Here is a 22,580-nt window from a genome sequence, read left to right as displayed (position 1 = left end):
CAAAAAACACCGCCGAAATCATCCGGCGGTGTATTTGTTTAAACAATCGGTAATGCTTAGTGACGGAAGTGGCGCATGCCGGTCATCACCATAGCAATGCCATGTTCATCAGCAGCAGCGATCACTTCATCATCACGCATGGAGCCGCCCGGCTGGATAACTGCCGTGGCACCAGCTTCAATAGCAGACAGCAAACCGTCAGCGAACGGGAAGAACGCATCGGATGCAACAACTGAACCCTTTGTGAGTGGCGCATCCAGATTAGCGGTTTCTGCCGCATCTTCTGCTTTTCGCGCTGCAATACGGGCAGAATCCACGCGGCTCATCTGGCCTGCACCAACACCGACAGTTGCACCGTCTTTAACATAGACGATTGCGTTGGATTTAACGTGCTTGGCAACGCGGAACGCGAATTTGAGGTCGTTCATTTCAGCGTCAGTAGGTGTGCGTTTGGTGACAACTTTCAGATCGAGGTCATCAATATTGCCATTGTCGCGTGACTGGATCAGCAAGCCGCCAGCAACGGTTTTGGCTGAAATGCCTTGGCTACGTGGATCGGGCAAACCACCAGTGGTAAGCAGGCGCAAGTTTTTCTTGGCTGCAACGATTGCTTGTGCTTCCTCAGTTGCATCAGGCGCAATGATCACTTCGGTGAAGATTTTGACGATTTCTTCGGCAGCCTCTGCATCCAGGGTTTTGTTGAGAGCTACAATACCGCCAAAGGCTGAAACCGGATCGCAAGCCAAAGCTTTAAGGTAAGCATCTTTAATGCTGTTACCTTCAGCCACGCCGCATGGATTGGCGTGCTTGATGATTGCTACTGCACTGGTTCGGGCAGGGTCAAATTCGGCAACCAGCTCAAAAGCTGCATCAGTATCATTGATATTGTTGTAAGAAAGCTGCTTGCCCTGAAGCTGGGTGGCTGTTGCAACACCGGCGCGGTTTTCACCGGTGAGATAAAAGCCAGCTTTCTGATGCGGGTTTTCACCATAACGCATGACCGAATGCAAAGTGCCTGCAAGCGAGCGCCATTTTGGTGCTTCTTGGCTAAGGCTTTCAGCAAACCAGCCGGAAATGGCTGCATCATAAGCGGCAGTGCGTGAAAACGCCTTTGCAGCCATCTGTTGGCGGAAGGCGTATGGCAATGAACCACTGTTTTGTTTCAGCTCTGCAACAACCAGCGCATAATCTTGCGGGTCAACAACAGTTGTCACATAAGCATGGTTTTTGGCCGATGCACGGATCATTGCAGGGCCACCAATGTCGATATTCTCAACCGTTGTATCGTAGTCGCCGCCTTGGTAGCGCACTTCTTCAAACGGGTAGAGATTGATGACAGCCAGATCAATGCCGTGAATATTATGTTCTTCCATGGCACTGACATGTTCCGGATCATTGCGGACAGCAAGCAGAGCACCATGCACCGATGGGTGCAATGTCTTGACACGACCATCCATGATTTCCGGAAAACCGGTAATTTCGGACACATCGCGCACCGGAATACCAGCAGCGGCTATTGCTTTTGCCGTGCCACCGGTGGACAGCAGTTCAACACCCTGATCATGCAGAGCTTGAGCAAATTCGATAAGACCGGTTTTATCCGATACAGACAACAGCGCGCGCCGCACCTGACACAGATCAGGGGCGGGGATATGTTTGGAACTAACAGCCATGGAAATTCTCTTCGTTGATGAAACGTGAGGGGATGGCTGCGGGTTAGCACAAGGGGCGGATGAATCCTATCTTAAAAGCCGGTCTTTGTAACTTTTAATGTCAAAATCCTTCATTTGAAGACTTTTTGAGCTCTTTTGTCTCAAACATAATTGCCAAGGGCGATGCGTGTCAGCTGCCAATTGACCTGTTCCAGCTCGGAACCGGAAAAATGCAGCACAATTTGTTTGCTGCGCACAGGCCCGCGGAAACCGGCAAAGAAGATTGAGTCTTCCAGTTGCGGCGCTATTTCAAAGCAGGAAAAAGCCCATGTGTCATCGCGCTCGGCAGAAAGCACCAGCAAACCGTCTTCGTTAAATTCCACATGAACGGATGGGTGAACGTGGAAGCGCACGGCAATTATATCGCGGGTTTTGCCGCCCATCGGCTTGCCGTCTTCACGATAAAAGCGGTCTGAGCCTTGAATGATACTGCCGCTATGGGAAAGACAAACACGGCGCTCATGATGAATGCCGAAAAGACGTGCATAGCCGTCATGACTTGCCAGAAAACCTTGCGTGCCGATATCTTCGATATGCTCACGATGCACTTTGATGGGGCCTGCAATGATCGGCGTGCCCAGCATTTTGGACAGGCCTGAAGTGAGGCTGAAACGGCAGGATGATGTATCGTTGATGGTGGCTGTTGTGTGCGCCGCTGTTGAACGCCCGAGTGGGCGGAACTCGGCAGGGCCGTAACGGTCGATACCCGAATTGACGATATAGCGCTGGCGACCGGATGACATTTCAAATGATAGACAGCCGGCATGGGCATCGCGCGATGCAGTCACCGGTGGCGGCAGGCCAGTATCGGCAATAATCGTAGTCGACCCCATCGATAAGCGTTCATAGCCGGAATAAGGCGCATGGGTGAGCGGCGCGCCTGCGGTTTCATCATGACGCAAAACAGAGATAATGCGCTCTGGCAGCGTTGGCCCCACACCGTTAAAAAGTGCCAGACTTCCGTCTTGATGGCGGAAAAAACGCAAAGCCGGCAGCATGCGCTCGACTGCTTCAATCAGTGCTTTAGGCGGTGTTTCGGTGCCATTGGCATAGGTTTGTCGCAATGGCAAAAGATCGGCCAGTAATTCCAGTACGGTGACGGGATTGCGCGAAATATGGCCGCCATCGGGTAAAATCTGGCGGTTCAGCTCATATTCCAGATTGCGCTTGGCAGCGCGCACTGTTGATGGCGACATCGGCAATGCAAGAGAGGCAAATGCAAGCGCAATGCGGGCACGAAGTTTTTCTTCACCATCATCCATCACCGCAGCAACAGTGCGCAAATAACGCACTTGCATGGCAAGCGAGCGCATAAATTTACGATATGCCGGCAGTTCTGCCCCTTCCAAAATCAAATTGGAATGCTGAAGCCAAGCAATTATGCGCTGTGCGGTGACTTCCGGCTCCCATGCCATGCCATTGATGCGTTTGCTATGCAGCTTGATCCAGTCGTCAACGAGTGCACGTGTGTTGGCTTTGGCAAGGTCTGTTTCGGCACTGCGCATATGACGCAGCCAGCCAAAACCGTGCAATGCTGCTTCCCAAGCATGGGTTGGCGGTTCAACGGCGAAAGGTGAAAAACCACCGGTTTCCACCATGCGTCCGGCGAGTGCAAAACGCCCGTGGTAAAATTCTTGTGCAAGTTGCGGGTCAGCGACGCGCAAATCAGGCGGCGCAATAAGAATGCGTTCTGGAGTGAACCCGGTAAAGCGCCAGCGATATAGCGGCCCCATGCGCAAACGACGACTGAAGCGCCGCCATGTTTGTGCGGCAGCCAGTCCCCATAAATGCGGGGTTTCGCTGAGGGCGACAGTCACGCGGCCGGTCTCCTTGCCTGAATTTACGGAATTATATGTCATTGGTCAGCAAAAGGCCAAATCACAGGCCTTCTCTTCTAAGTGTATAATGCTACAAGAATGGTGAATCGAGTGTTAACCATAACAGTAATCTACTGTATAGGTTAAAACTCACAATTCATTGGGGTATCAGTTATTTAAAACCGGACTATGACATTTTTTTACGAAAACGGGCGGCAAAAAATCCGTCCATCCCTGCAAGTTGCGGATCTTCATGCGGCATATCTGCAGGAGTCGAGCGTAAAAAACCTTCAACGGTGATGAGGTTTTCGATCCCTTCACAATCTTGTGCCGTAATCGGATAGGCTTCCAATGTCGGATTTTTGAGCGCTGCCCTTGCCACGTCTTCGCCCTCAAGCGGATCCAGCGAGCAATTGGAAAAAACAATAATTCCACCCGGCTTGACGAAGTCGACTGAACGCGCCAGCAGATTGGCCTGCACGGTTGCAAGCTTTGCCAGATCGTCGGGTGTTTTTGTCCAAGGCACATCCGGATGGCGGCGCACAGTGCCGGTGGATGAGCAAGGCGCATCCAGAAGGACAGCGTCAAAAAGCTCTTCCGGTTCATAGTCCATAAGGTTAGTTTGGTGTGTTTTAACCGGCAGTTTCAGACGGTCAAAATTACCTTGCAGGCGTTTCAAGCGATTGGCGGAGAGATCAAGAGCGGTCACATCGGCACCGGCAAGCGCGAGTTGGGCGGTTTTCCCACCTGGAGCCGCGCAAAGATCGGCCACTTTTTTGCCCTTCAAGTCACCCATCAGGCGGGCGGGCAGGCTTGCAGCCATATCCTGCACCCACCATTCGCCTTCTTCAAAACCTTGCAAATCGGTGAGCGAGCCTTCAAACGAGCCCAAACGCACAGAACCATTTGGCAAAACAGTGCCATTTAGCACCTCAGCCCAATGTTTCGGGTCGCCTTTGACAGTGAGGTCAATGGGCGGCTCATAGGTTTGCATTTGCAAAATCTTGGCAGATTTTTCCTCGCCATAAGCGGCAATCAACATATCATTGAACCATGCAGGCACATTGTTGGCGGCTTGGTCGGTTTTGGCAGCATGTGCCAGCACCTTTTCTTTTGAGCGCACAATACGACGTAAAATTGCGTTCACAAGACCGGCATATTTGCGGTTGCGCGGATCACTGTCGGCAGCCGTGACAGCCAGATCGACGGCCGAGTGATCCGGCACCGAAAGATAAAGGATTTGGGCGGTTGCCACATGCAAAAGATGTTTCAGAGAATGGGCATTTTCCGGCAGCGGACGATCAAGCAAACGGCTGATTGTCTGTTCAATCGTGCCGCGATTGCGCAAAGATGTGCCAAGGATCGCGCGCACAAGAGAGCGGTCACGTGGCTCGAGCGCCAGATATTGCGCATTGCCGGTATTATTATCGGTCAAACCGTCAAGGGAGCTGTTTTTTTCAATGACTGCGCCAAGCAGGCGCTGCGCACAAAGGCGTGCTGCCAGACCCGGACGGTCGAACATGTCATTATGCTGTTTGAAAATCCGTTTTTTTCCGGCATTGTTATTTTTTGTTTGGTTCACGACCACGGTCCTTTAAAGCCGGTTGAGCCCTGATCATCATTATTTTCTGCAGCGCTGCCCCAAGGGCCACGTACTGCTGATGATGAAGGGGTTGAATAAGACATGCCCATCTCTGCCGCCATTTGCTGCAAAGCTGCAATGCGATTATCAGTATCCGGATGGGTTGAAAACAAATTATCTGCACCGCGTCCTGAAAGCGGGTTGATAATAAACATATGTGCCGTTGCCGGATTATGCTCGGCTTCTTCATTAACCGTCGTTTTGGCACTACGGGCAATTTTATTCAAAGCCGAGGCAAGCCAAAGCGGATTGCCGCAAATTTCAGCGCCTCTGCGGTCGGCAGCATATTCGCGGGTTCGGCTTACTGCCATTTGCACGATCATGGCTGCAAAAGGGGCGACAATCATCGCAATGATCGTGCCGATAATGCTTAAAATATTATTGCCGTTTTCACGGTTGCCGCTGAAGAAAAGTGCAAAATTGCCGAGCATTGAAATTGCACCGGCCAAGGTGGCGGTGATCGTCATTGTCAATGTATCACGGTTTTGTACATGGGCCAGTTCATGTGCCATCACACCGGCAATTTCTTCCGGTGTCAAACGCTGTAACAGGCCGGTTGTTGCGGCAACAGCTGCGTTTTCCGGATTGCGTCCGGTGGCAAAAGCATTGGCCTGATCCTCATTGATGATATAGATTTTAGGTGTCGGCAAACCGGCATTGGCAGCAAGACCGCGGACAATACGGAAATATTCAGGCGCTGTACGCTCGTCGGCTTCTTGCGCATTATACATACGCAACACCATTTTGTCTGAATTCCAATAGCCGATCGCATTCATGGCAATAGCAATCAGCAGTGCAATCAGCATGCCGCCGCTGCCGCCCAACAGATAACCGACACTCATAAACATGACTGTCATCAAGGCAATCAGCATGGCTGTTCTTGTCATGTTCATTGGCTATCTCCTGAAACGATGTGCAAATTATCATATTAGAGCATTCTCAGTTTAAATTGAATCACTGAAAATGCTCTTGTCCTTTGTTTTACGCGCATCTTTTTCTGAAAACCGCTTCACACTTTTCAGGATGCGCTGAAAATGCTTTGCACAGTAATTGATCTTGCCTATATCATGGGGATCAGAACGCCAAGCTTCAATAATTAGCTTTCGAACTTATTGTCGATAATAGTGTGGGATAGTGGTTATGACCAAGAATGATGTGGCAGATCAGGTACAGGATATGGCTGCGGAGGCGCGTGACTTTAACGATTTGCCTCCGGCTGCACAACGTGCGCTAAAAGAAGCAGAAGAGCGCCGGAAAATTGATGAACAGACAGCCCCCCCACGAGAAATTGGCGGGCGCGGCGGCAAAGACCCTGCACGTTTTGGTGATTGGGAAATCAAAGGCCGCAGCATTGATTTTTAATCACTAATGGCCTGTGAGATTTTATGAAAATAAAGGCCATTTCTATTGTCGCACCCAGTGGAAGTATGATTGTGCGCGGCGAGAAAACACTTGAAGTCAGGCGTTGGCGACCCGACTTGAGTGAGAATGAGGATTTGTTGGTTGTTGAGAACCAGCATTATTTATCACCGACAAAAGAGACGGATCCAGATGGATATGCTATCGCTTTAATCCAAATTGCTGGAATACGTAACTTCAGACACGATGATATGAAAGCAACCTGTTCATCCTATTATGAGGATGGCTGGCTTGCTTGGGAAATTAATAATATTCGTCCTTTGATGCGGCCGTTCAGAGCGATAGCTAAACGTAAAATATATTTGTTGGAAGTGGACGAAGAAAACCTGCAAATAAAATGAAGGCCGGATAAATCCGGCCTTTTTGATTATTATTTTTTGTTCTGGCGCTGGTCAATCAGATCATCCACCACCGCCGGATCGGCAAGAGTGGAAGTGTCGCCCAAGGTGCCGAAATCATCTTCGGCAATTTTACGCAAAATACGGCGCATGATTTTGCCGGAGCGTGTCTTTGGCAAGCCCGGTGCAAACTGGATTTTATCAGGTGTTGCAATTGGCCCGATCTCGGAGCGCACATGTGCAATCAGCTCTTTGCGCAATTCGTCCTGATCTTTGGTTTCAGCGTCTGACATCAGTGTGACATAGCAATAGATGCCCTGTCCTTTGATGGCATGCGGATAGCCGACAACCGCGGCTTCCGACACATCATGATGCGAAACCAGTGCCGATTCAATTTCAGCCGTTCCCATACGGTGACCTGAAATATTCAGAACGTCATCAACGCGGCCTGTGATCCAGTAATAGTCGTCTTCGTCGCGGCGCACACCGTCCCCGGAGAAATATTTGCCCGGATAGGTGGAGAAATACGCCTCTTTAAAGCGGGCATGGTCGCCATAAAGCGTCCTTGCCTGTGATGGCCATGAATCAATGATGCAGAGATTGCCGTCGGTCACACCCTCCAGCACTTGGCCTTCATTGTCGACAATCTGTGGCTTGATGCCGAAGAATGGACGGGTGGCCGAGCCCGGTTTTAATGCCGTTGCACCCGGCAGCGGGCTAATCAAAATGCCGCCTGTTTCAGTCTGCCACCATGTATCGACAATCGGGCAGCGCTGATCGCCAACCACATTATAATACCATTCCCATGCTTCCGGATTGATCGGTTCACCAACCGAGCCAAGCAGGCGCAGTGAGGAGCGGGAGGAATGGGTTACAAATTCATCACCCGCACCCATCAGTGCGCGAATGGCGGTTGGAGCGGTATAGAAAATATTGACGTGATGTTTGTCCACCACTTCCCAGAAACGTCCATAATCAGGGAAATTCGGTACGCCTTCAAACATCAATGTGGTAGCACCATTGGCCAGCGGGCCATAGACCAGATAGGAATGACCGGTAACCCAGCCGACATCCGCCGTACACCAGTAAACATCACCATCCTTATAATCGAAGACATATTGATGAGTTATTGATGCATAGACAAGATAACCGCCGGTGGTATGCAAAACACCTTTTGGTTTGCCGGTTGAGCCGGAGGTGTAAAGAATGAAAAGCGGGTCTTCCGCATTCATTGGTTCCGGTTCGCAAACAGGAGAAGCTTTGGCAATTTCCTGATGATACCAGATATCGCGTCCCGGCCCCCAGCTGATTTTACCGCCGGTGCGGCGTACAACCAGCACCTTGTTGACCATCACATATTGCTTTGCTGCAATGTCGATGGCTTTATCGGTGTTTTCTTTCAGGGCAATTGGTTTGCCGCCGCGCAAGCCTTCATCCGAGGTGATGACAAAAGTTGATTGACAATCAACTATACGTCCCGCAAGTGCTTCCGGTGAAAAGCCGGCGAATACGATGGAATGCACTGCGCCGATACGGGCACAGGCGAGCATCGCATAAGCGGCCTCAGGGATCATTGGCAGGTAAATGGTGACACGATCACCTTTTTGAACGCCATTGTCTTTCAGCACATTGGCTAAACGACAAACATTATCATGCAATTCGCGATAGGTGATTTTCTTGTCGATATAAGGATTATCACCTTCCCAAATGATTGCAACCTGATCGCCGCGCTTTTCCAAATGACGGTCGATACAGTTGTAAGCAATGTTGGTTACACCATCTTCAAACCATTTGATTGAAATATCACCTTCAAAGGAGGTGTTTTTCACTTTTGTGTAAGGCTTGAACCAGTCAATGCGCTTACCGTGTTTGCCCCAAAACGCCTCCGGATCAGTGATACTTTCCTGATACCACGCTTGATAGGTCGCTTCATCCATTTGTGTATTGGCTTTTGCTCCCGGCAAGACAGGATACAGCTTATCTGACATGAGTTCCTCCGTGAATGACCGGCCAATCTCCCTAAGCCGGAATGCATGGCGATTCCTTTAAAACATCACCACTGCTTTTTCTATTTATAAACGGCAAAGGTCTTACGTAAAGTTAGACAAAGGGCTTTAGTGCATGCAAAATGCCGCAGAGAACTTTACAATAGGCACAGATTGCACGAAAACCGGTTTATTGTAGTCGTTTAAAACTGGCCTATTGGCTGGCGTTTTGTGGGCGATCACCAAAAATTGCAGAACCCACGCGCACCGATGTTGCGCCAAAGGCGATTGCCGTTTCGTAGTCGGATGACATGCCCATCGACAGTTTTTCAACGCCTGCTTCGCGCGCCAACTTTTGCAACAAAGCAAAATGCGGACCCGGATTTTCATCGATCGGCGGAATGCACATCAAGCCCTCAATCTGCAAATCGTGCTCGCTTTGGCAATGTTTGATGAAAGCCACTGTTTCCAGAGGTGAAATGCCGGCTTTTTGCGGCTCTAAACCAGTGTTGACCTGTACGTAGAGTTTAGGGCTACGGCCTTGTTTTTTAATCTCTTGTGCAATGGCGGAGGCGATTTTTTCGCGATCAATGGTCTGGATGACATCAAAAAGAGCAACAGCCTCTGCCGCTTTGTTTGATTGCAGCGGGCCTATCAAATGCAGTTCTATACCTTGATATTCTTCACGCAAATTTGGCCATTTGCCTTGTGCTTCCTGAACGCGGTTTTCGCCAAAAATACACTGGCCGTTTTCAAGGGCAGGGCGGATGCTGTCGTCATCAAAAAATTTGGAAACGGCAATCAATGAAACTGAATTGGCTTCACGTTTTGCTTCGCGTGTGGCTAAATCAAGCGCATGACGAACAGAATTGAGTGCTTGCGTGATTTGGGAGGCGTGTGAGGACATTTTGCACCTTTCAGGTCATAAAACCGGATTTTTTCAATAGAAATGCGTGTTAATCGCGCCAAAAACTTGACGCATATCTCAATACGTGATGAAGCTCCGGCAACTAAGTTTGAGACTCTTTATTCATCCCCTTTGTACGAGTAAATACGGCCATGGCAACCGAACGTTATAATCCCCGCACCGCTGAAGCCCATTGGCAGAAGGTTTGGGACGAGGCAAAAACCTTCGAAACGGATAATGATGATCCGCGCGAAAAATATTACGTGCTGGAAATGTTTCCATATCCGTCGGGTCGTATTCATATGGGACATGTGCGCAACTATGCTATGGGTGACGTGGTCGCACGTTACAAACGCGCGCGTGGCTTTAATGTGCTGCACCCAATGGGCTGGGATGCTTTTGGGATGCCGGCAGAAAATGCCGCGATGCAGAATAAAGTGCACCCAAAAGAATGGACTTATCAGAACATCGCCACGATGAAGCGTCAGCTGAAATCGATGGGCTTGTCGCTGGATTGGTCACGCGAATTTGCGACCTGTGATGTGGATTATTACCATCGCCAGCAGATGCTGTTTTTGGATATGTTTGAAAAAGGTCTGGTGACCCGTAAAACCTCAAAGGTCAACTGGGATCCGGTCGATAATACAGTGCTTGCCAATGAGCAGGTGGTGGATGGTCGTGGCTGGCGTTCGGGCGCTCTGGTTGAGCAGCGCGAACTGACCCAGTGGTTTTTTAAAATCACCGATTATAATGAAGAACTGTTGGCCGCACTCGACAGTCTTGACCAGTGGCCTGAAAAAGTTCGCCTGATGCAGAAAAACTGGATTGGAAAATCCGAAGGTCTGCAACTGCGCTTTGAACTGGATGCAAAGAGCGGTGAAACAGGTGATATTGAGGTTTATACAACCCGTCCCGACACTTTGTTTGGTGCGTCTTTTATCGCGATCGCAGCAGATCATCCGCTGGCGAAAAAACTGGCTCCCACTAATGCTGCGCTGACTGATTTCATTGCCGAATGCCATCATCACGGCACATCAGTCGCGACACTCGAAACCATTGAAAAGCAGGGCTTTGATACTGGTCTTCGCGTTAAGCATCCGTTTGATGACAATTGGACCTTGCCGGTCTATGTCGCCAATTTCGTGTTGATGGACTATGGAACAGGCGCTGTTTTCGGCTGTCCTGCCCATGATCAGCGCGACTTGGATTTTGCCAACAAATATTCCTTGCCGGTGCGCCCTGTAGTGCTGCCAAAGGGCGCAGATGCAGCAACATTCAGCGTTGGAAAAGATGCTTATTCTGATGATGGCATCATGTTCAATTCGCAGTTTCTGGATGGTTTGACACCGCAGGAAGCTTTCCAGAAAGTTGCAGAAAAACTGGAAACAAAGCAGCTTGATGGCCAGCCGCAAGGCAAGCGTAAGGTGCAGTTCCGTCTGCGCGATTGGGGCATTTCTCGTCAGCGTTATTGGGGCTGCCCGATCCCGATGATCCATTGCGAAACATGTGGTGTGCAGCCGGTTAAACGTGTAGATCTGCCGGTGAAACTGCCTGATGATGTGACATTTGATCGTCCGGGCAATCCGCTTGATCGTCATGAGAGCTGGCGTCATGTGAAATGCCCGAGCTGTGGTGGTGATGCCCGCCGTGAAACCGATACGATGGATACATTCGTTGATTCATCATGGTATTTTGCACGCTTTACTGCACCATTTGAAAATGAACCAACCAATCTGAAAGCCGTTGATGGCTGGCTGCCGGTTGATCAGTATATTGGCGGTATTGAGCATGCGATTTTGCATCTGCTTTATTCGCGCTTCTTTACCCGTGCAATGAAAGCAACCGGCCACCTGAATGTGGAAGAGCCGTTCAAGGGCTTGTTTACGCAGGGTATGGTCGTGCATGAAACCTATAAATGCGATGGTCAGTGGGTTTCGCCAGCTGAGATTCGTATCGAAGATCATGATGGTGCGCGCACTGCCGTGATGCTGGATACAGGCGCAAAAGTTGATATCGGCTCGATTGAAAAAATGTCGAAGTCGAAGAAAAACGTTGTCGATCCGGATGATATTATTTCGTCTTATGGTGCCGATACCGCGCGCTGGTTCATGCTTTCTGACAGCCCGCCGGAACGTGACGTGATCTGGACCGAAGCGGGTGCCGAAGGGGCGCATCGTTTTGTACAGCGCGTTTGGCGTGTGGTAAGCGAAGCAGCTGATGCATTGAAAGATGTAGCGCCAAAGCCGGCAATGGAAGGTGATGCCGCGCAGGTTTCCAAGGCAGCGCATAAAGTGTTGCAGGCTGTTGGCGAAGATTTGGAAAAGCTGGCATTTAACCGTGCCGTTGCTCGTCTTTATGAGCTGGTCAATGCTCTGTCGGGCGGTTTACAGCAGGTGAAAAATGGCGAAGCGGATGATGCATCGAAAGGTGCAGTACGTGAAGCTTTGGAATTCTTGCTGGTGATGATTGCCCCGATGATGCCTCACTTGGCGGAAGAATGCGCCAAAACACTGGGCGGCACTATCAATGGTCAAGCGACATTGGTCTCAGACGCTGCATGGCCTCAGTTCAATCCGGCATTGATTGTTGAAAATGATGTGGTTTTACCTGTTCAAATCAACGGTAAACGAAAAGGGGATTTGACAATCGCACGCGATGCAGATCAATCTGCTATTCAGCAAGCGGTGCTCGAACTCGATTTCGTGAAACATGCCCTTCAGGGCAACGCACCTAAAAAGATCATTGTAGTGCCACAAAGGATCGTCAATGTCGTTGCCTGACTGCATTAAGAAAGTCACTTCACCGGTTCGCAGTCTCATTGCCATTGCGGCAATGGCTGTGGCTGTCGCTGGATGTACTGTACAGCCGCTTTATTCCGGTGGCGGTAGTGGTGAGATTGGTGCGGGTGTGACGCCGGATATGCGTTCCAAACTGGCATCGGTGTCAATCGAGCCAGCCAATGACATTTTCCAGCAAACCGTTCGCAACCGATTGATTTTCTTACTGGGTGGCGGGGCAGGCGAGCCACAATATCCGGTTTACAAACTGCGCATGGGTTTGACCACAGCTACTGTTTCGGCGGTAACTGTGGATGTGGGTGAAAAAACTGACCGTACCGGTCGTCCGTCAGCAGGTTCGGTTCGTGCAACATCCAATTATGTGTTGCTGGATAATCAAGGTAAACCTGTGGCCAGCGGCAAACGCACGGTCTTGGCGTCCTTTGATCGTCCACGTCAGGAATTTGCAAATCTGCGTGCTGAACGGGATGCGCAAAAACGTGCAGCTGACGAATTAGCCGAGCAGGTCTTCCTGTCATTGGCACAGGATTTGTCCAAACTGTAGATTTGTAAGCTTGTCACAAAAAAAAGCACCGCCTTGAAATTTCAGGGCGGTGCTTTTTGCAATTTGCTGATTAGTTGGCAACATTTGCAGTATAATCACGCCATGCTGGCAGATTATATTCGGTTAAGCTTTCGGCAGCCATAATGGCGCGGGCGACCGCTTGTGCCATGACAAAAGCTGCAATCGTGCCGATTGATGTGACATTGCCTTCAACGCCTTCCAGCTTGCCGGTGGAAAGCGCAAAAATTGTATCGCCATCCGACATTGTGTGGATCGGGTTGATGCTGCGGGCAAAACCGTCATGTGCCATCTCTGCGACTTTTTTCAACTGTGCCTTGTTGAATGGTACGTTGGTAGCAATCGCCCCAATGGTCGTGTTGGCACCAATTGCTTTGACAACATTGCGGCCATTCATGATCGCACCGACTGTGTCACGGAAGCCGTTGCCATCTTCATTGCGTGCGCCAGCGATGATCTGGTTGGTGCGCGGATCATAAACGTCACCCACCGCATTGACCGCGACAATCGCACCAACAACCACGTCAGTGCCCGGCACTTTATAGCTGGCAGTTCCAAGGCCGCCTTTCATCGAGAAGTCAGGGCCGAACATCTTACCAACCGTTGCACCGGCGCCCGCACCGATATTACCTTCAGCACTCTCAGACGTAGTAGCAGCAAGACATGCCTGATAGCCCGCTTCTGCATCAGGGCGAATTGAGAAGTCACCCACGCCTAAATCCATCAAAATGGCAGCAGGAACAATCGGCACCACGCCATTGCCGATTTTAAAGCCGATTTTGTTTTCTTCCAAATAACGCATCACGCCGCTGGCGGCATCAAGGCCATAGGCACTACCGCCAGAGAGCATGACCGCATGAACCTTATCAACCATGTTGATTGGGTCGAGCAGATCGGTTTCGCGGGTTCCGGGGGCAGAACCGCGTACATCAACACCAGCAGTGGCACCTTCCTCACAAAGAAGGACACTGCAGCCGGTCGGACGGGTGGATAATGTATGGTGTCCAAGCTTGATACCCGGTACGTCAATAATCGAGCCGCCCAAAAGTGGTGTCAATTCCATTGCAGTTTCCTTCGTTTGGGCAGCATGTGACATGCCCGCAGACATAACCGTGCCCACACCTGCAGCGCCAAGGCCGATAAGCGACTTGGTGAAATTTCTCCGATCCAATGATTTTCCTCCGGTTTGATCATCATCATCTTATTTGTGTGATGTGATGTTAGCTAATGTCGCAAAGTTTATAAACGTGTAGAAATGTTTTTATCTTTGGATACATTTATACTGCAAGTTCAGCATAGATTTGCGGTGAGGAATGAACGAACCATCGTTTCAGGATTGCAGGATCAACTAAGATGCTTCGTCCATAAAGGGTTTCTTGCATTTCGCAATATGAAACTGGTAGCGGATGTAAAAAACAGCGCATGCAAGATGACCCTTTTGGGAAAATGTGCACCTTTGAAATTGTCCTTCATCCGCTTCCTCCTCACTCAATTCCAACCTGAGTTCAGGTGATAACATCACCATATTTGAAAAATTGCGACAGAGCCTGATATTATAAGTGCTGCATCTTTATTGCAGTTGCACGAAATGATGCTCCGACAATTGTTGATAATGGCGAGGAGCAGGTTGATAATCAGGCGCACGCACCGGACTTTTTAGTTCATCCACTTGCATCATACGGCGTAAATGACGGCGTTCCGGATCAGGAATAGGTACCGCCGAAAGCAGCTTTTTCGTGTATGGGTGTTGCGGATTTTCAAAGATTTCTGCGCGTTTGCCGATCTCGACAATTTCGCCTAAATACATCACCGCCACACGGTGACTGACACGCTCGACAACTGCCATGTCATGGCTGATGAAGAGATAAGCCAGTTGTAAGTTCGCCTGCAATTCAAGCATCAAATTGATGACTTGGGCTTTGATGGAAACATCAAGTGCCGAGACAGACTCGTCGGCGACGATCACTTTAGGATCCATCGCCAGCGCACGTGCTATGCAAATGCGCTGGCGCTGCCCCCCCGAAAACTCATGCGGAAAACGCTTGGCCATATCGGGTGTCAGGCCGACACGTATGAGCAGGTCGGTGACGATTTTTTCTGCTTCCGCTTTAGTGCCCATTTTATGTTCGAGATAAGGCTCGGCAATTGTGGCACCCACCCGCATACGAGGATTGAGGCTTGCAAAGGGGTCTTGAAAAATCATCTGCATTTTATGGCGGATGTGACGCAGTTCCCGTTGATCCATCGTAGAAATATCTCGCCCATCCAGCCGGATCAGCCCTTCATCCGGTTGGATGAGACGCATGACAGCGCGTGCAGTTGTGGACTTTCCACATCCCGATTCACCAACCAAAGATAAGGTTTCGCCAGGTTGTAGCGAGAAGCTCACATCTTCGATGGCATGAACGCGTCCCTGTAATCGTCCCATGAGACCTGCATGAATATCAAAGCGTTTGCTTAAGTTTTTAACCTCCAAAACCGGCTCCGCCAGATGGTCGACCGTGTCGGCAGAAACCACCGGTTTACCCGGTAAACCGGTGTTCGGATCAAGATCAGGAAAGCGCAATGGCCGGTCATAGGGTTTCATGGAGCCGAGCATGGGCACTGCTGACAAGAGCGCTCTGGTGTATGGATGTTTTGAATGGTTGAAAATATCGGCGGTGTTACCGCTTTCCACCGCTTCACCACGAAACATCACGACGGTGCGGTCGGCAATTTCGGCGACTACACCCATATCATGGGTGATGAAAAGCACCGAGGTGCCTTCTTCTTCCTGCAAGATTTTGATCAGGTCAAGAATTTGGCCTTGAATGGTCACATCCAATGCGGTGGTAGGCTCATCCGCAATCAGCAGTTTGGGACGGCTGGCCAGTGCCATCGCAATCATCACGCGCTGGCGCATGCCGCCGGAGAAGCGATGCGGATATTCATCAAAACGACTGGCGGCAGACGGAATACGCACCCGTTCAAGTAAGCGGATGGTTTCGGCTTTTGCGGCTTCTTTGCTCATCGCTTTATGACATAAAAGAGCTTCCGATATCTGATCGCCAATGGTGAAAAGCGGATTGAGTGAAGTCATTGGCTCTTGAAAAATCATCGCAATATCATTGCCGCGCACTTGGCGCATTTGTGCTTCCGGCAATTGCAGCAAATCCTTGCCATTGAGAAGTACACGCCCTTCAATACGGCTGGTATCGCGCGGCAATAATTGCATCACCGACAAGGACGTGACGCTCTTGCCGGAGCCGGATTCACCTACAACGGCAACAGTCTCGCCCGGGTTAACGGTAAAGGAGATATCGCGGACAACGGATTTCCATTGCCCTTCACTCAAAAAGCTGGTGGTCAGGTTTTCCACTGACAAAACCGGAGAGACAGCCTTTATTGATGTCATGATATATCTCCTTAAGTTTCAAAACGAATGCTATGATTGAACAGGCGGGCGCGGCGATCAATCCGGCCAGCGGCGCAAGCTATCGAAGCGTTTTTTGGTGCGATCTGCCAACGGTGTGGCAATTATCTCGTTTGAGTTTCTTGCTTTTGTCAGCTCTTCACGCAAGCGTTTGGCGACAATTTTCGCTTGCCCGTCATGCAGATTGCACGGGTCGAGATAGAAATATTGATGCTCGACCTCATGATCACGGGCGATAATCGGTGGTGTGCCGCGCGCCAGTGCATCCACCAAATCCCATGCTGTGATATGGGTTTCTTGCGGGTTGATATTGACGCGTAAGCGATCAAGCGGGTTATGCGTCGGGTCAGCTTCAATCACCGCAGTGACACCGGCAAAATCTTGAAGTGCTGTCTGCCACAGATCAAGAAAAACTTTTTCACGCGCACACACAGCTAGATGATCACGTTTTTCCCATGCTTCAAGTGCAGCCATTACACCATAAACGCTTTCTTTGCCGACTTTCATCCCGCGTCCGATGCCGCAATTTTGCAAATAAGCGTGGCGCACCAATTGCTTGCTGCCCGCGACGATACCCGATGTCGGGCCGCCTAAAAATTTATGGCCTGAATAAAGCACGATATCAGCACCAGCTTCGAGAAAGCCTTTGAGATCATATTCAGACGCGGCGTCGACAATCACCGGAATATTGCGGGCGTGGCAAATCTGCGCAAAGCGTTTCAGTTCCAATAATCCGTAATTGACCACGTGATGCGAGACAACATAAATGGCAGCTGCAGTGTTTTCGTTGATCGCACCTTCCAGATGAAAATCATAACATGTGGTTGCTTGACCGATCAGTATCGGCTTGCCACCAGCAATGCGGATGGCTTGATCAACAGGGGCGCCATAGCTCACCACATGCCCCATTTGGACAATGATTTCTTTCTTGGCAGTTTTGGTTTCAGGCAAGAGTTCTATCGCTGAAAGATCATCACCTGTGATAGTACCTGCAACTGCCATACTGATACCGGCTGAGCATGAAGCGGTGACAAAGCCTGCTTCTGCTCCGGTCAGGCGGGCAATCACTTTGCCTGCCTTGCGTTGCAGGTCATTCATTTCGACAAATTGCGGCAAAATCTCTGCCATGGCAATGGCCACTTCAGGCACAGCAATGGAAGCGCCGAGGCCGGTCATTGTGCCAGAGACATTGATAATATTGCGCAAACCTAAGGTTTGATGCAGATTTGTTTCAGCCATGAGAGCCTCCGGTCATCAATGCGGGAAACAGAAATTTTGAGGTTTCATTATTCCTTAGCACTGGAATTGATTTCATAATTGTGAAATGTTGTTGAGGTGCCTTTATCATCCAAGATAAAAAGCAACCGACAAGCCTGAATGTGTGCGAACGAGTTACGGAGCCATCAAATGAACAGTAAGACTTTAGCCATTGTGACCAAACCGGCTCCGGATAATAAAACTGAACTCGACAAAAAAGAGCCATCACGCCGCTCCCGTGTCAGCGGCATTGACCGCGTATTGCAGGTGCTGGATTTTCTCTATGAACATGGCAGCCCAAGCGGTGCTTATATGATCGCCAAAGCCATTGGCGCGCCTTTGTCTACCGTCTATGTCATTGTTGATGATATGGTGGAAAAGAAGCTGTTGTCGCGAAATAGCGAGGGGCTGTTGTGGCTTGGTGACAGGCTTTACCATTATGGTTTGGCCTATGCCCGCTCGCTGGATTTCCTGAGTGTTGCCACCAGCGAAATGCACGATCTTTGCCGCGATATCGGCGAAACCATTCAACTTTGCGGGCTGGACGGCGACCATATGCAGGTGCTGGCCATGGCCGACGGGCCCGGACATTTTCAGGTGACCTCGCGGGTGGGTACACGTGTTCCGCTCAACTGGACGGCATCGGGACGTTTGCTCGTCGGGCATATGAATGATACGGAGCGCTTGGAAATTTTCAAGCGTTGCGCCTCTCCTTCGCCAACCGGCAGAGCAGATACTGATCCAAAAATTTTGTCGGAAGGTGCGGTGCGTGCCTTTAGCCAGCGTCTGTCGGTGCAAGCAGGTGAATCCGATTATGCCGTTGCCTGTATTGCGGCCCCTGTTTGCGATGAAAAGGGTGCTTGCGTTGCCACAATTTCGATCGTTCTGCCTGAGCAAAAGCTGATGGATAATACCGAGCTTTATACCGGCAGTGTTCAGCACTCGGCTGAAAAGATTGAAACTGTGATGGGTTGGCGTAAGCATTAGTCGTTTAGCCTTTTAATCGTGCAGTGCCACAATGGCTTCGATCTCGACGGTAATGTTGCCGGGAAGAGAGCCAAAACCAACTGCTGAGCGTGCGTGCTGGCCACTATCACCAAACACGTCAATGAAGAGATCTGAGCAGCCATTGATGACGCTTGGATGGTCTTCGAAATGCGGCTCGGCATTGACCATGCCGAAAAGCTTCACCACGCGTTTGACGCGGCCAAGATCACCCAAAGCATGGTGCATAACCGCGAGCAAGTTAATGCCGGTGAGGCGGGCATGGGTATAAGCTGCATCAATATTTTGATCGATGCCGACTTTGCCGGTGTGGAGTGTACCGTCTGCCTCGCGCGGGCCTTGGCCGGAAAGATAAAGAATATTGCCTTCCAGCACATGGGTGACAAAATTGGCGATAGGCGGCGGTGCATCAGGTAATTGAATGCCTAATGCGGCAAGTCGGTCATAAGGACTTGCGGCATGGTTGTTGGCCACTGGGTTTACTGGATTTGACACATCAGCCCCTGAAATATTTGCGAAGAAAGTTGTCACTTGTCTTCATTGAAACGATTGTTTTGACCGGAGCGATTTATGAAAACCGCGCCTGATGAAAGGTTTTAGCGATAGCTGAAGCCGTGGCTGTGATCGACACATTCGACACTATCCGGCTGATAGCGGCCTGCCTCAAAAATGTTGGTACCAAGTACGGTCATGCGCGGATCGAACAATTTGGTGAGCGCGGCACGAGCGCCAAGGGAATCCACCACTTGCAGATCGGAATCATTGAGGTCAAAAATGGTAAATTCGCTGCGCGCGCCTGCTTCAAGCAAGTTGTCCATTGGGAGACGGATAACTTCGGCAGGGGCATGGGTCACGGCTTCAACCACCTTATCAAACGGCATACCGACGCTTAAGAGCTTCGACATTGTGGTGCTTAAATCCCAAACCGATTGGTTGATGCTGCGTAAATGCACATCGGTGGAAATGGAAAACGGCAACAGACCACGCCCAATCGCAACTTCCGCCACACGGAACGAGAAGGATGCGCCGCCATGGCCGATATCAAGGCGGATGCCTTCACCGGCGCAGCGCTCTGCCAGTTCAAACAGGTCTTCATCTTCAATGATGGAGCTGCCAACCTTGCCGTTGAAACAATGGGTGATGATATCGCCGGGGCCCAAAATTTCCAGCACTTCGTCGTAAAGTGCCGGTGGTTCACCCACGTGCACCATCATCGGAATTTTAAGGATTTTGGCGATTTTCTTACCCAATTTAACCGGCGTGACACCCCATGAGCCGGTAATAACATGGCTGGCGCGCACTTTCAGGCCAACAATATGGTCGCGATTTTCTTCATAGCAGGCAACGATACGGTCAATATCGACAGAGCGGATATCGCTTAATTCGCTGACACGGTTGCATGCAACGAGGCCAATAGAGCCTAAGTTTAAAAATGCTTTAATACGTTCGCGTGATTGCTCGATAATATATTCGCGAAAGCCATGGAAATTGGCTTCACCGGCAGAGCCTGCATCTACAATGGTGGTGACGCCGCGCTGCACGCCGCAAAGATTAGGGCGCACAGAAATATCGGTGCCGCCATGCCAGACATGGGCGTGCAGATCGCCCCAGCCTGGTGAAATAAATGAGCCGTTGCCATCGACGATATTTGTAATATCTGCGCGAGGCAGGTCTTTGCCTACTTTGACAAGCTTGCCATCTTCACCGATCAAAAGATCAATCGCACCTTGATGTGAATGCTGTCCGAAAGCCACTGGTTTGACATCGGTGATAAGCAAAGCGCCGTTTTTTTGAATTTGCGCGCACATATGATTACAGGTCCTTTTTAAGGCGGGGGTCAAGAAGGTCGCGGAAGCCGTCACCAACCATTTGCAGCGAAAGAACAGAAAGGATGATAGCTATACCGGGAAAGAGGGTCATCCAGTCCGCTTGGCCGACATATTGGCGGCCGGATGAAATCATGGTGCCCCATGTCGGAATTTCAGGGCTGACACCAAGGCCGAGGAAAGAAAGGCCGGCTTCGGCAAGCATAGCACTGGCAAAGAGAAATGTGCCTTGTACCAAAATGGGTGATAAAAGATTACGCAACACATGGCGTATCATGATGTTGCGGGTGGACACGCCCATTGAAACGGCGGCTTCTACATAAGGCAGCTCTCGGATCACCAAGGTGGAAGCGCGCACAACACGCGCCAAACGAGGGGCATAAACAATTGAAAGCGCGACAATCACCGTTGCGAGCGATGGCCCCAGTGCTGCCACTAAAGCAATTGCCAGCAAAATATCCGGAAAAGCCATCATCGCGTCAATGAGACGGGCAATTGGTGCGTCGAGCCGTGGAAAAAAACCTGCAAGCAGTCCCATTGTCACGCCGATCAGGGATGATAAAATCACGACAGCAAAGCCGACCAGAAGCGAGAGCCGTCCGGCATAAATGGTACGCGAAAACACATCGCGTCCAAATTCGTCGGTGCCGAACCAGAACAGTTCTGACGGTGGTTTGAGGCGGTTTACAATCGAAAGCTTGTAAGGATTATAAGGCGAAACCCATGGTGCCAGTAGCGCCATCAAAGTGAAGATCACTAAAATGATGAGGCCAAAGGCAACCGTTTTGCGCTTCAGCAAGCGTTTGATGAACTGCATGCTTTCGCTTGGGGTTTTGACCGAAGATGTTATTGAATTATCCATCAGTAGCGCACCCTCGGATCGACCAGCAGATAGAGCATATCAATGGCAAAATTAATCAGCACATAAAGGGCGGCAATCACCAGCAATGCACCTTGAATGACAGGGTAATCACGACGCAGCACGGCAGATACCACCAGATTGCCGATACCAGGCAAGCTAAACACGGTTTCAGTCACCACAGCGCCGGAAATGAGTACGGCAACGGTGAGGCCAATGACGGTGAGGATCGGAATGAGCGCATTTTTGAGCGCGTGTTTCAAAATGACTTTACGCTCAACCAGCCCTTTAGCACGGGCGGTGCGCACGTAATCATCACCAAGAACATCCAGCATCGAAGCACGGGTAAAGCGTAAAATCAAGGCGGAAGAAACAAGCCCCAACGCACATGCTGGCAGGCTTAAATGCCACATTCTGTCGATGAAACTTGCATCAGGTCCACCATAGCCGGAGACAGGAAACCAGCCGTAACGTACAGCAAAGATTTGCATCAAAATAAGCCCAAGCCAGAAACTTGGAATACTTGCGGCAAACATGGCGAGCGTTGTGGCTGCCTGATCAACAAAAGAACCGCGCTTGTATGCTGCATAAATGCCAATCGGCAAGGCAATGACGCAAGCAATGATGATGGAAAATAATGTGAGGAAAAAAGTGGGTTCCGAGCGTTCACTCAAAGCGCTCAAAACCGGTTGATTGAGGAAAATTGACTGGCCGAGATCGCCGCGCATGAGCTGCTCGACATAATAGATATATTGCATGACAAGTGGTTGATCTAACCCCAATTGCGCCCGCAAATCAGCAATATCTGTTTGGGTCGCTTCGGGGCCGAGCATGACGGCTGCCGGATCACCGGGGGTGACGCGCACAATGACAAAAACAATCGTGACGACAAGAAACATCACAATAATCATGCCGATGAAACGCTGGATAATATATCGTATCATATTGGCCTAGCTTAAAATGTACCGGCTGTTTTGATGGTTGCGGGCATTCCGCTAAACCTGAAAAGCCGTTTCAGTGATGAAGTGCAGAAGACACAGA

General features: G+C 50.2%; 18 protein-coding genes. 5 read left to right on the top strand and 13 right to left on the bottom strand.

All coding sequences use genetic code 11. The features are described 5' to 3' along the window. Positions 1-56: 56 nt before the first annotated feature. From purH to htpX, 4 genes are all read right to left on the bottom strand, one after another. Positions 57-1,673: a bifunctional phosphoribosylaminoimidazolecarboxamide formyltransferase/IMP cyclohydrolase gene (purH, locus tag JNC77_RS10225; RefSeq protein ID WP_374832091.1), complete on the bottom strand. Its 1,617-nt coding sequence runs from the start codon at positions 1,671-1,673 to the stop codon at positions 57-59. 140 nt (positions 1,674-1,813) lie between these two features. Then, a complete protein-coding gene (locus JNC77_RS10220; RefSeq protein WP_374832089.1) occupies positions 1,814-3,529 on the bottom strand; it encodes a heparinase II/III family protein in 1,716 nt (571 codons plus the stop codon). A gap of 187 nt (positions 3,530-3,716) precedes the next feature. Further along, positions 3,717-5,051: an RsmB/NOP family class I SAM-dependent RNA methyltransferase gene (locus JNC77_RS10215; RefSeq protein WP_374832173.1), complete on the bottom strand. Its 1,335-nt coding sequence runs from the start codon at positions 5,049-5,051 to the stop codon at positions 3,717-3,719. Positions 5,052-5,107: 56 nt separating this feature from the next. Further along, positions 5,108-6,064, bottom strand: a complete 957-nt coding sequence (gene htpX / locus JNC77_RS10210; protein WP_374832087.1) for a zinc metalloprotease HtpX — start codon at positions 6,062-6,064, stop codon at positions 5,108-5,110. A 247-nt stretch (positions 6,065-6,311) separates the two neighbouring features. Between htpX and JNC77_RS10205 the strand changes: the two genes are divergently transcribed. Next, complete coding sequence (locus tag JNC77_RS10205; RefSeq protein WP_374832085.1) at positions 6,312-6,533, top strand: DUF1674 domain-containing protein; 222 nt, start codon at positions 6,312-6,314, stop codon at positions 6,531-6,533. A 23-nt stretch (positions 6,534-6,556) separates the two neighbouring features. Next, positions 6,557-6,931, top strand: a complete 375-nt coding sequence (locus JNC77_RS10200) for an ASCH domain-containing protein (RefSeq protein ID WP_374832083.1) — start codon at positions 6,557-6,559, stop codon at positions 6,929-6,931. A 29-nt stretch (positions 6,932-6,960) separates the two neighbouring features. On the opposite strand, the gene acs is transcribed toward JNC77_RS10200, so the two are convergent. Continuing rightward, positions 6,961-8,916 (bottom strand): acetate--CoA ligase, encoded by a 1,956-nt coding sequence (gene acs, locus JNC77_RS10195; protein ID WP_374832081.1) that lies wholly within the window; start codon positions 8,914-8,916, stop codon positions 6,961-6,963. 211 nt (positions 8,917-9,127) lie between these two features. Continuing rightward, entirely contained in the window at positions 9,128-9,820 is a 693-nt protein-coding gene (locus JNC77_RS10190; RefSeq protein ID WP_374832079.1) for a YggS family pyridoxal phosphate-dependent enzyme, read from the bottom strand. A gap of 152 nt (positions 9,821-9,972) precedes the next feature. Here JNC77_RS10190 and leuS point away from each other — a divergent pair, with 152 nt between their 5' ends. Next, complete coding sequence (leuS, locus tag JNC77_RS10185; RefSeq protein ID WP_374832078.1) at positions 9,973-12,600, top strand: leucine--tRNA ligase; 2,628 nt, start codon at positions 9,973-9,975, stop codon at positions 12,598-12,600. Then, positions 12,587-13,162 (top strand): LPS assembly lipoprotein LptE, encoded by a 576-nt coding sequence (gene lptE / locus JNC77_RS10180; protein WP_374832076.1) that lies wholly within the window; start codon positions 12,587-12,589, stop codon positions 13,160-13,162. Before leuS ends, lptE begins: the two co-directional genes overlap by 14 nt. Positions 13,163-13,232: 70 nt before the next feature. Here the strand turns inward: lptE and JNC77_RS10175 are convergent, their stop codons facing one another. The 3 genes from JNC77_RS10175 to JNC77_RS10165 all read right to left on the bottom strand — a co-directional run bounded on the left by JNC77_RS10175 (position 13,233) and on the right by JNC77_RS10165 (position 17,831). After that, complete coding sequence (locus JNC77_RS10175; RefSeq protein WP_374832171.1) at positions 13,233-14,288, bottom strand: P1 family peptidase; 1,056 nt, start codon at positions 14,286-14,288, stop codon at positions 13,233-13,235. A 462-nt stretch (positions 14,289-14,750) separates the two neighbouring features. After that, complete coding sequence (locus JNC77_RS10170) at positions 14,751-16,574, bottom strand: ABC transporter ATP-binding protein (RefSeq protein WP_374832074.1); 1,824 nt, start codon at positions 16,572-16,574, stop codon at positions 14,751-14,753. A 57-nt stretch (positions 16,575-16,631) separates the two neighbouring features. After that, complete coding sequence (locus JNC77_RS10165) at positions 16,632-17,831, bottom strand: aminotransferase class V-fold PLP-dependent enzyme (protein ID WP_374832072.1); 1,200 nt, start codon at positions 17,829-17,831, stop codon at positions 16,632-16,634. A 168-nt stretch (positions 17,832-17,999) separates the two neighbouring features. On the opposite strand from JNC77_RS10165, the gene JNC77_RS10160 reads away from it, so the two are divergent. After that, complete coding sequence (locus JNC77_RS10160; protein WP_374832070.1) at positions 18,000-18,836, top strand: IclR family transcriptional regulator; 837 nt, start codon at positions 18,000-18,002, stop codon at positions 18,834-18,836. Between the two features lie 12 nt (positions 18,837-18,848). Here JNC77_RS10160 and JNC77_RS10155 read toward each other — a convergent pair whose 3' ends face one another. The 4 genes from JNC77_RS10155 to JNC77_RS10140 form a co-directional block, all read right to left on the bottom strand. Beyond that, positions 18,849-19,349: a RidA family protein gene (locus tag JNC77_RS10155; protein ID WP_374832068.1), complete on the bottom strand. Its 501-nt coding sequence runs from the start codon at positions 19,347-19,349 to the stop codon at positions 18,849-18,851. A 101-nt stretch (positions 19,350-19,450) separates the two neighbouring features. Beyond that, positions 19,451-20,662: an amidohydrolase/deacetylase family metallohydrolase gene (locus tag JNC77_RS10150; RefSeq protein WP_374832066.1), complete on the bottom strand. Its 1,212-nt coding sequence runs from the start codon at positions 20,660-20,662 to the stop codon at positions 19,451-19,453. Positions 20,663-20,666: 4 nt separating this feature from the next. Then, a complete protein-coding gene (locus JNC77_RS10145) occupies positions 20,667-21,542 on the bottom strand; it encodes an ABC transporter permease (RefSeq protein WP_374832064.1) in 876 nt (291 codons plus the stop codon). Further along, positions 21,542-22,483: an ABC transporter permease gene (locus JNC77_RS10140; protein WP_374832062.1), complete on the bottom strand. Its 942-nt coding sequence runs from the start codon at positions 22,481-22,483 to the stop codon at positions 21,542-21,544. The genes JNC77_RS10145 and JNC77_RS10140 overlap by 1 nt, the downstream gene beginning before the upstream one ends. Positions 22,484-22,580: the final 97 nt, after the last annotated feature.

The organism is Paenochrobactrum pullorum, from assembly GCF_041929845.1.
Lineage (GTDB): Bacteria > Pseudomonadota > Alphaproteobacteria > Rhizobiales > Rhizobiaceae > Paenochrobactrum > Paenochrobactrum pullorum.
This window is presented reverse-complemented; position numbering and strand designations above follow the sequence as displayed.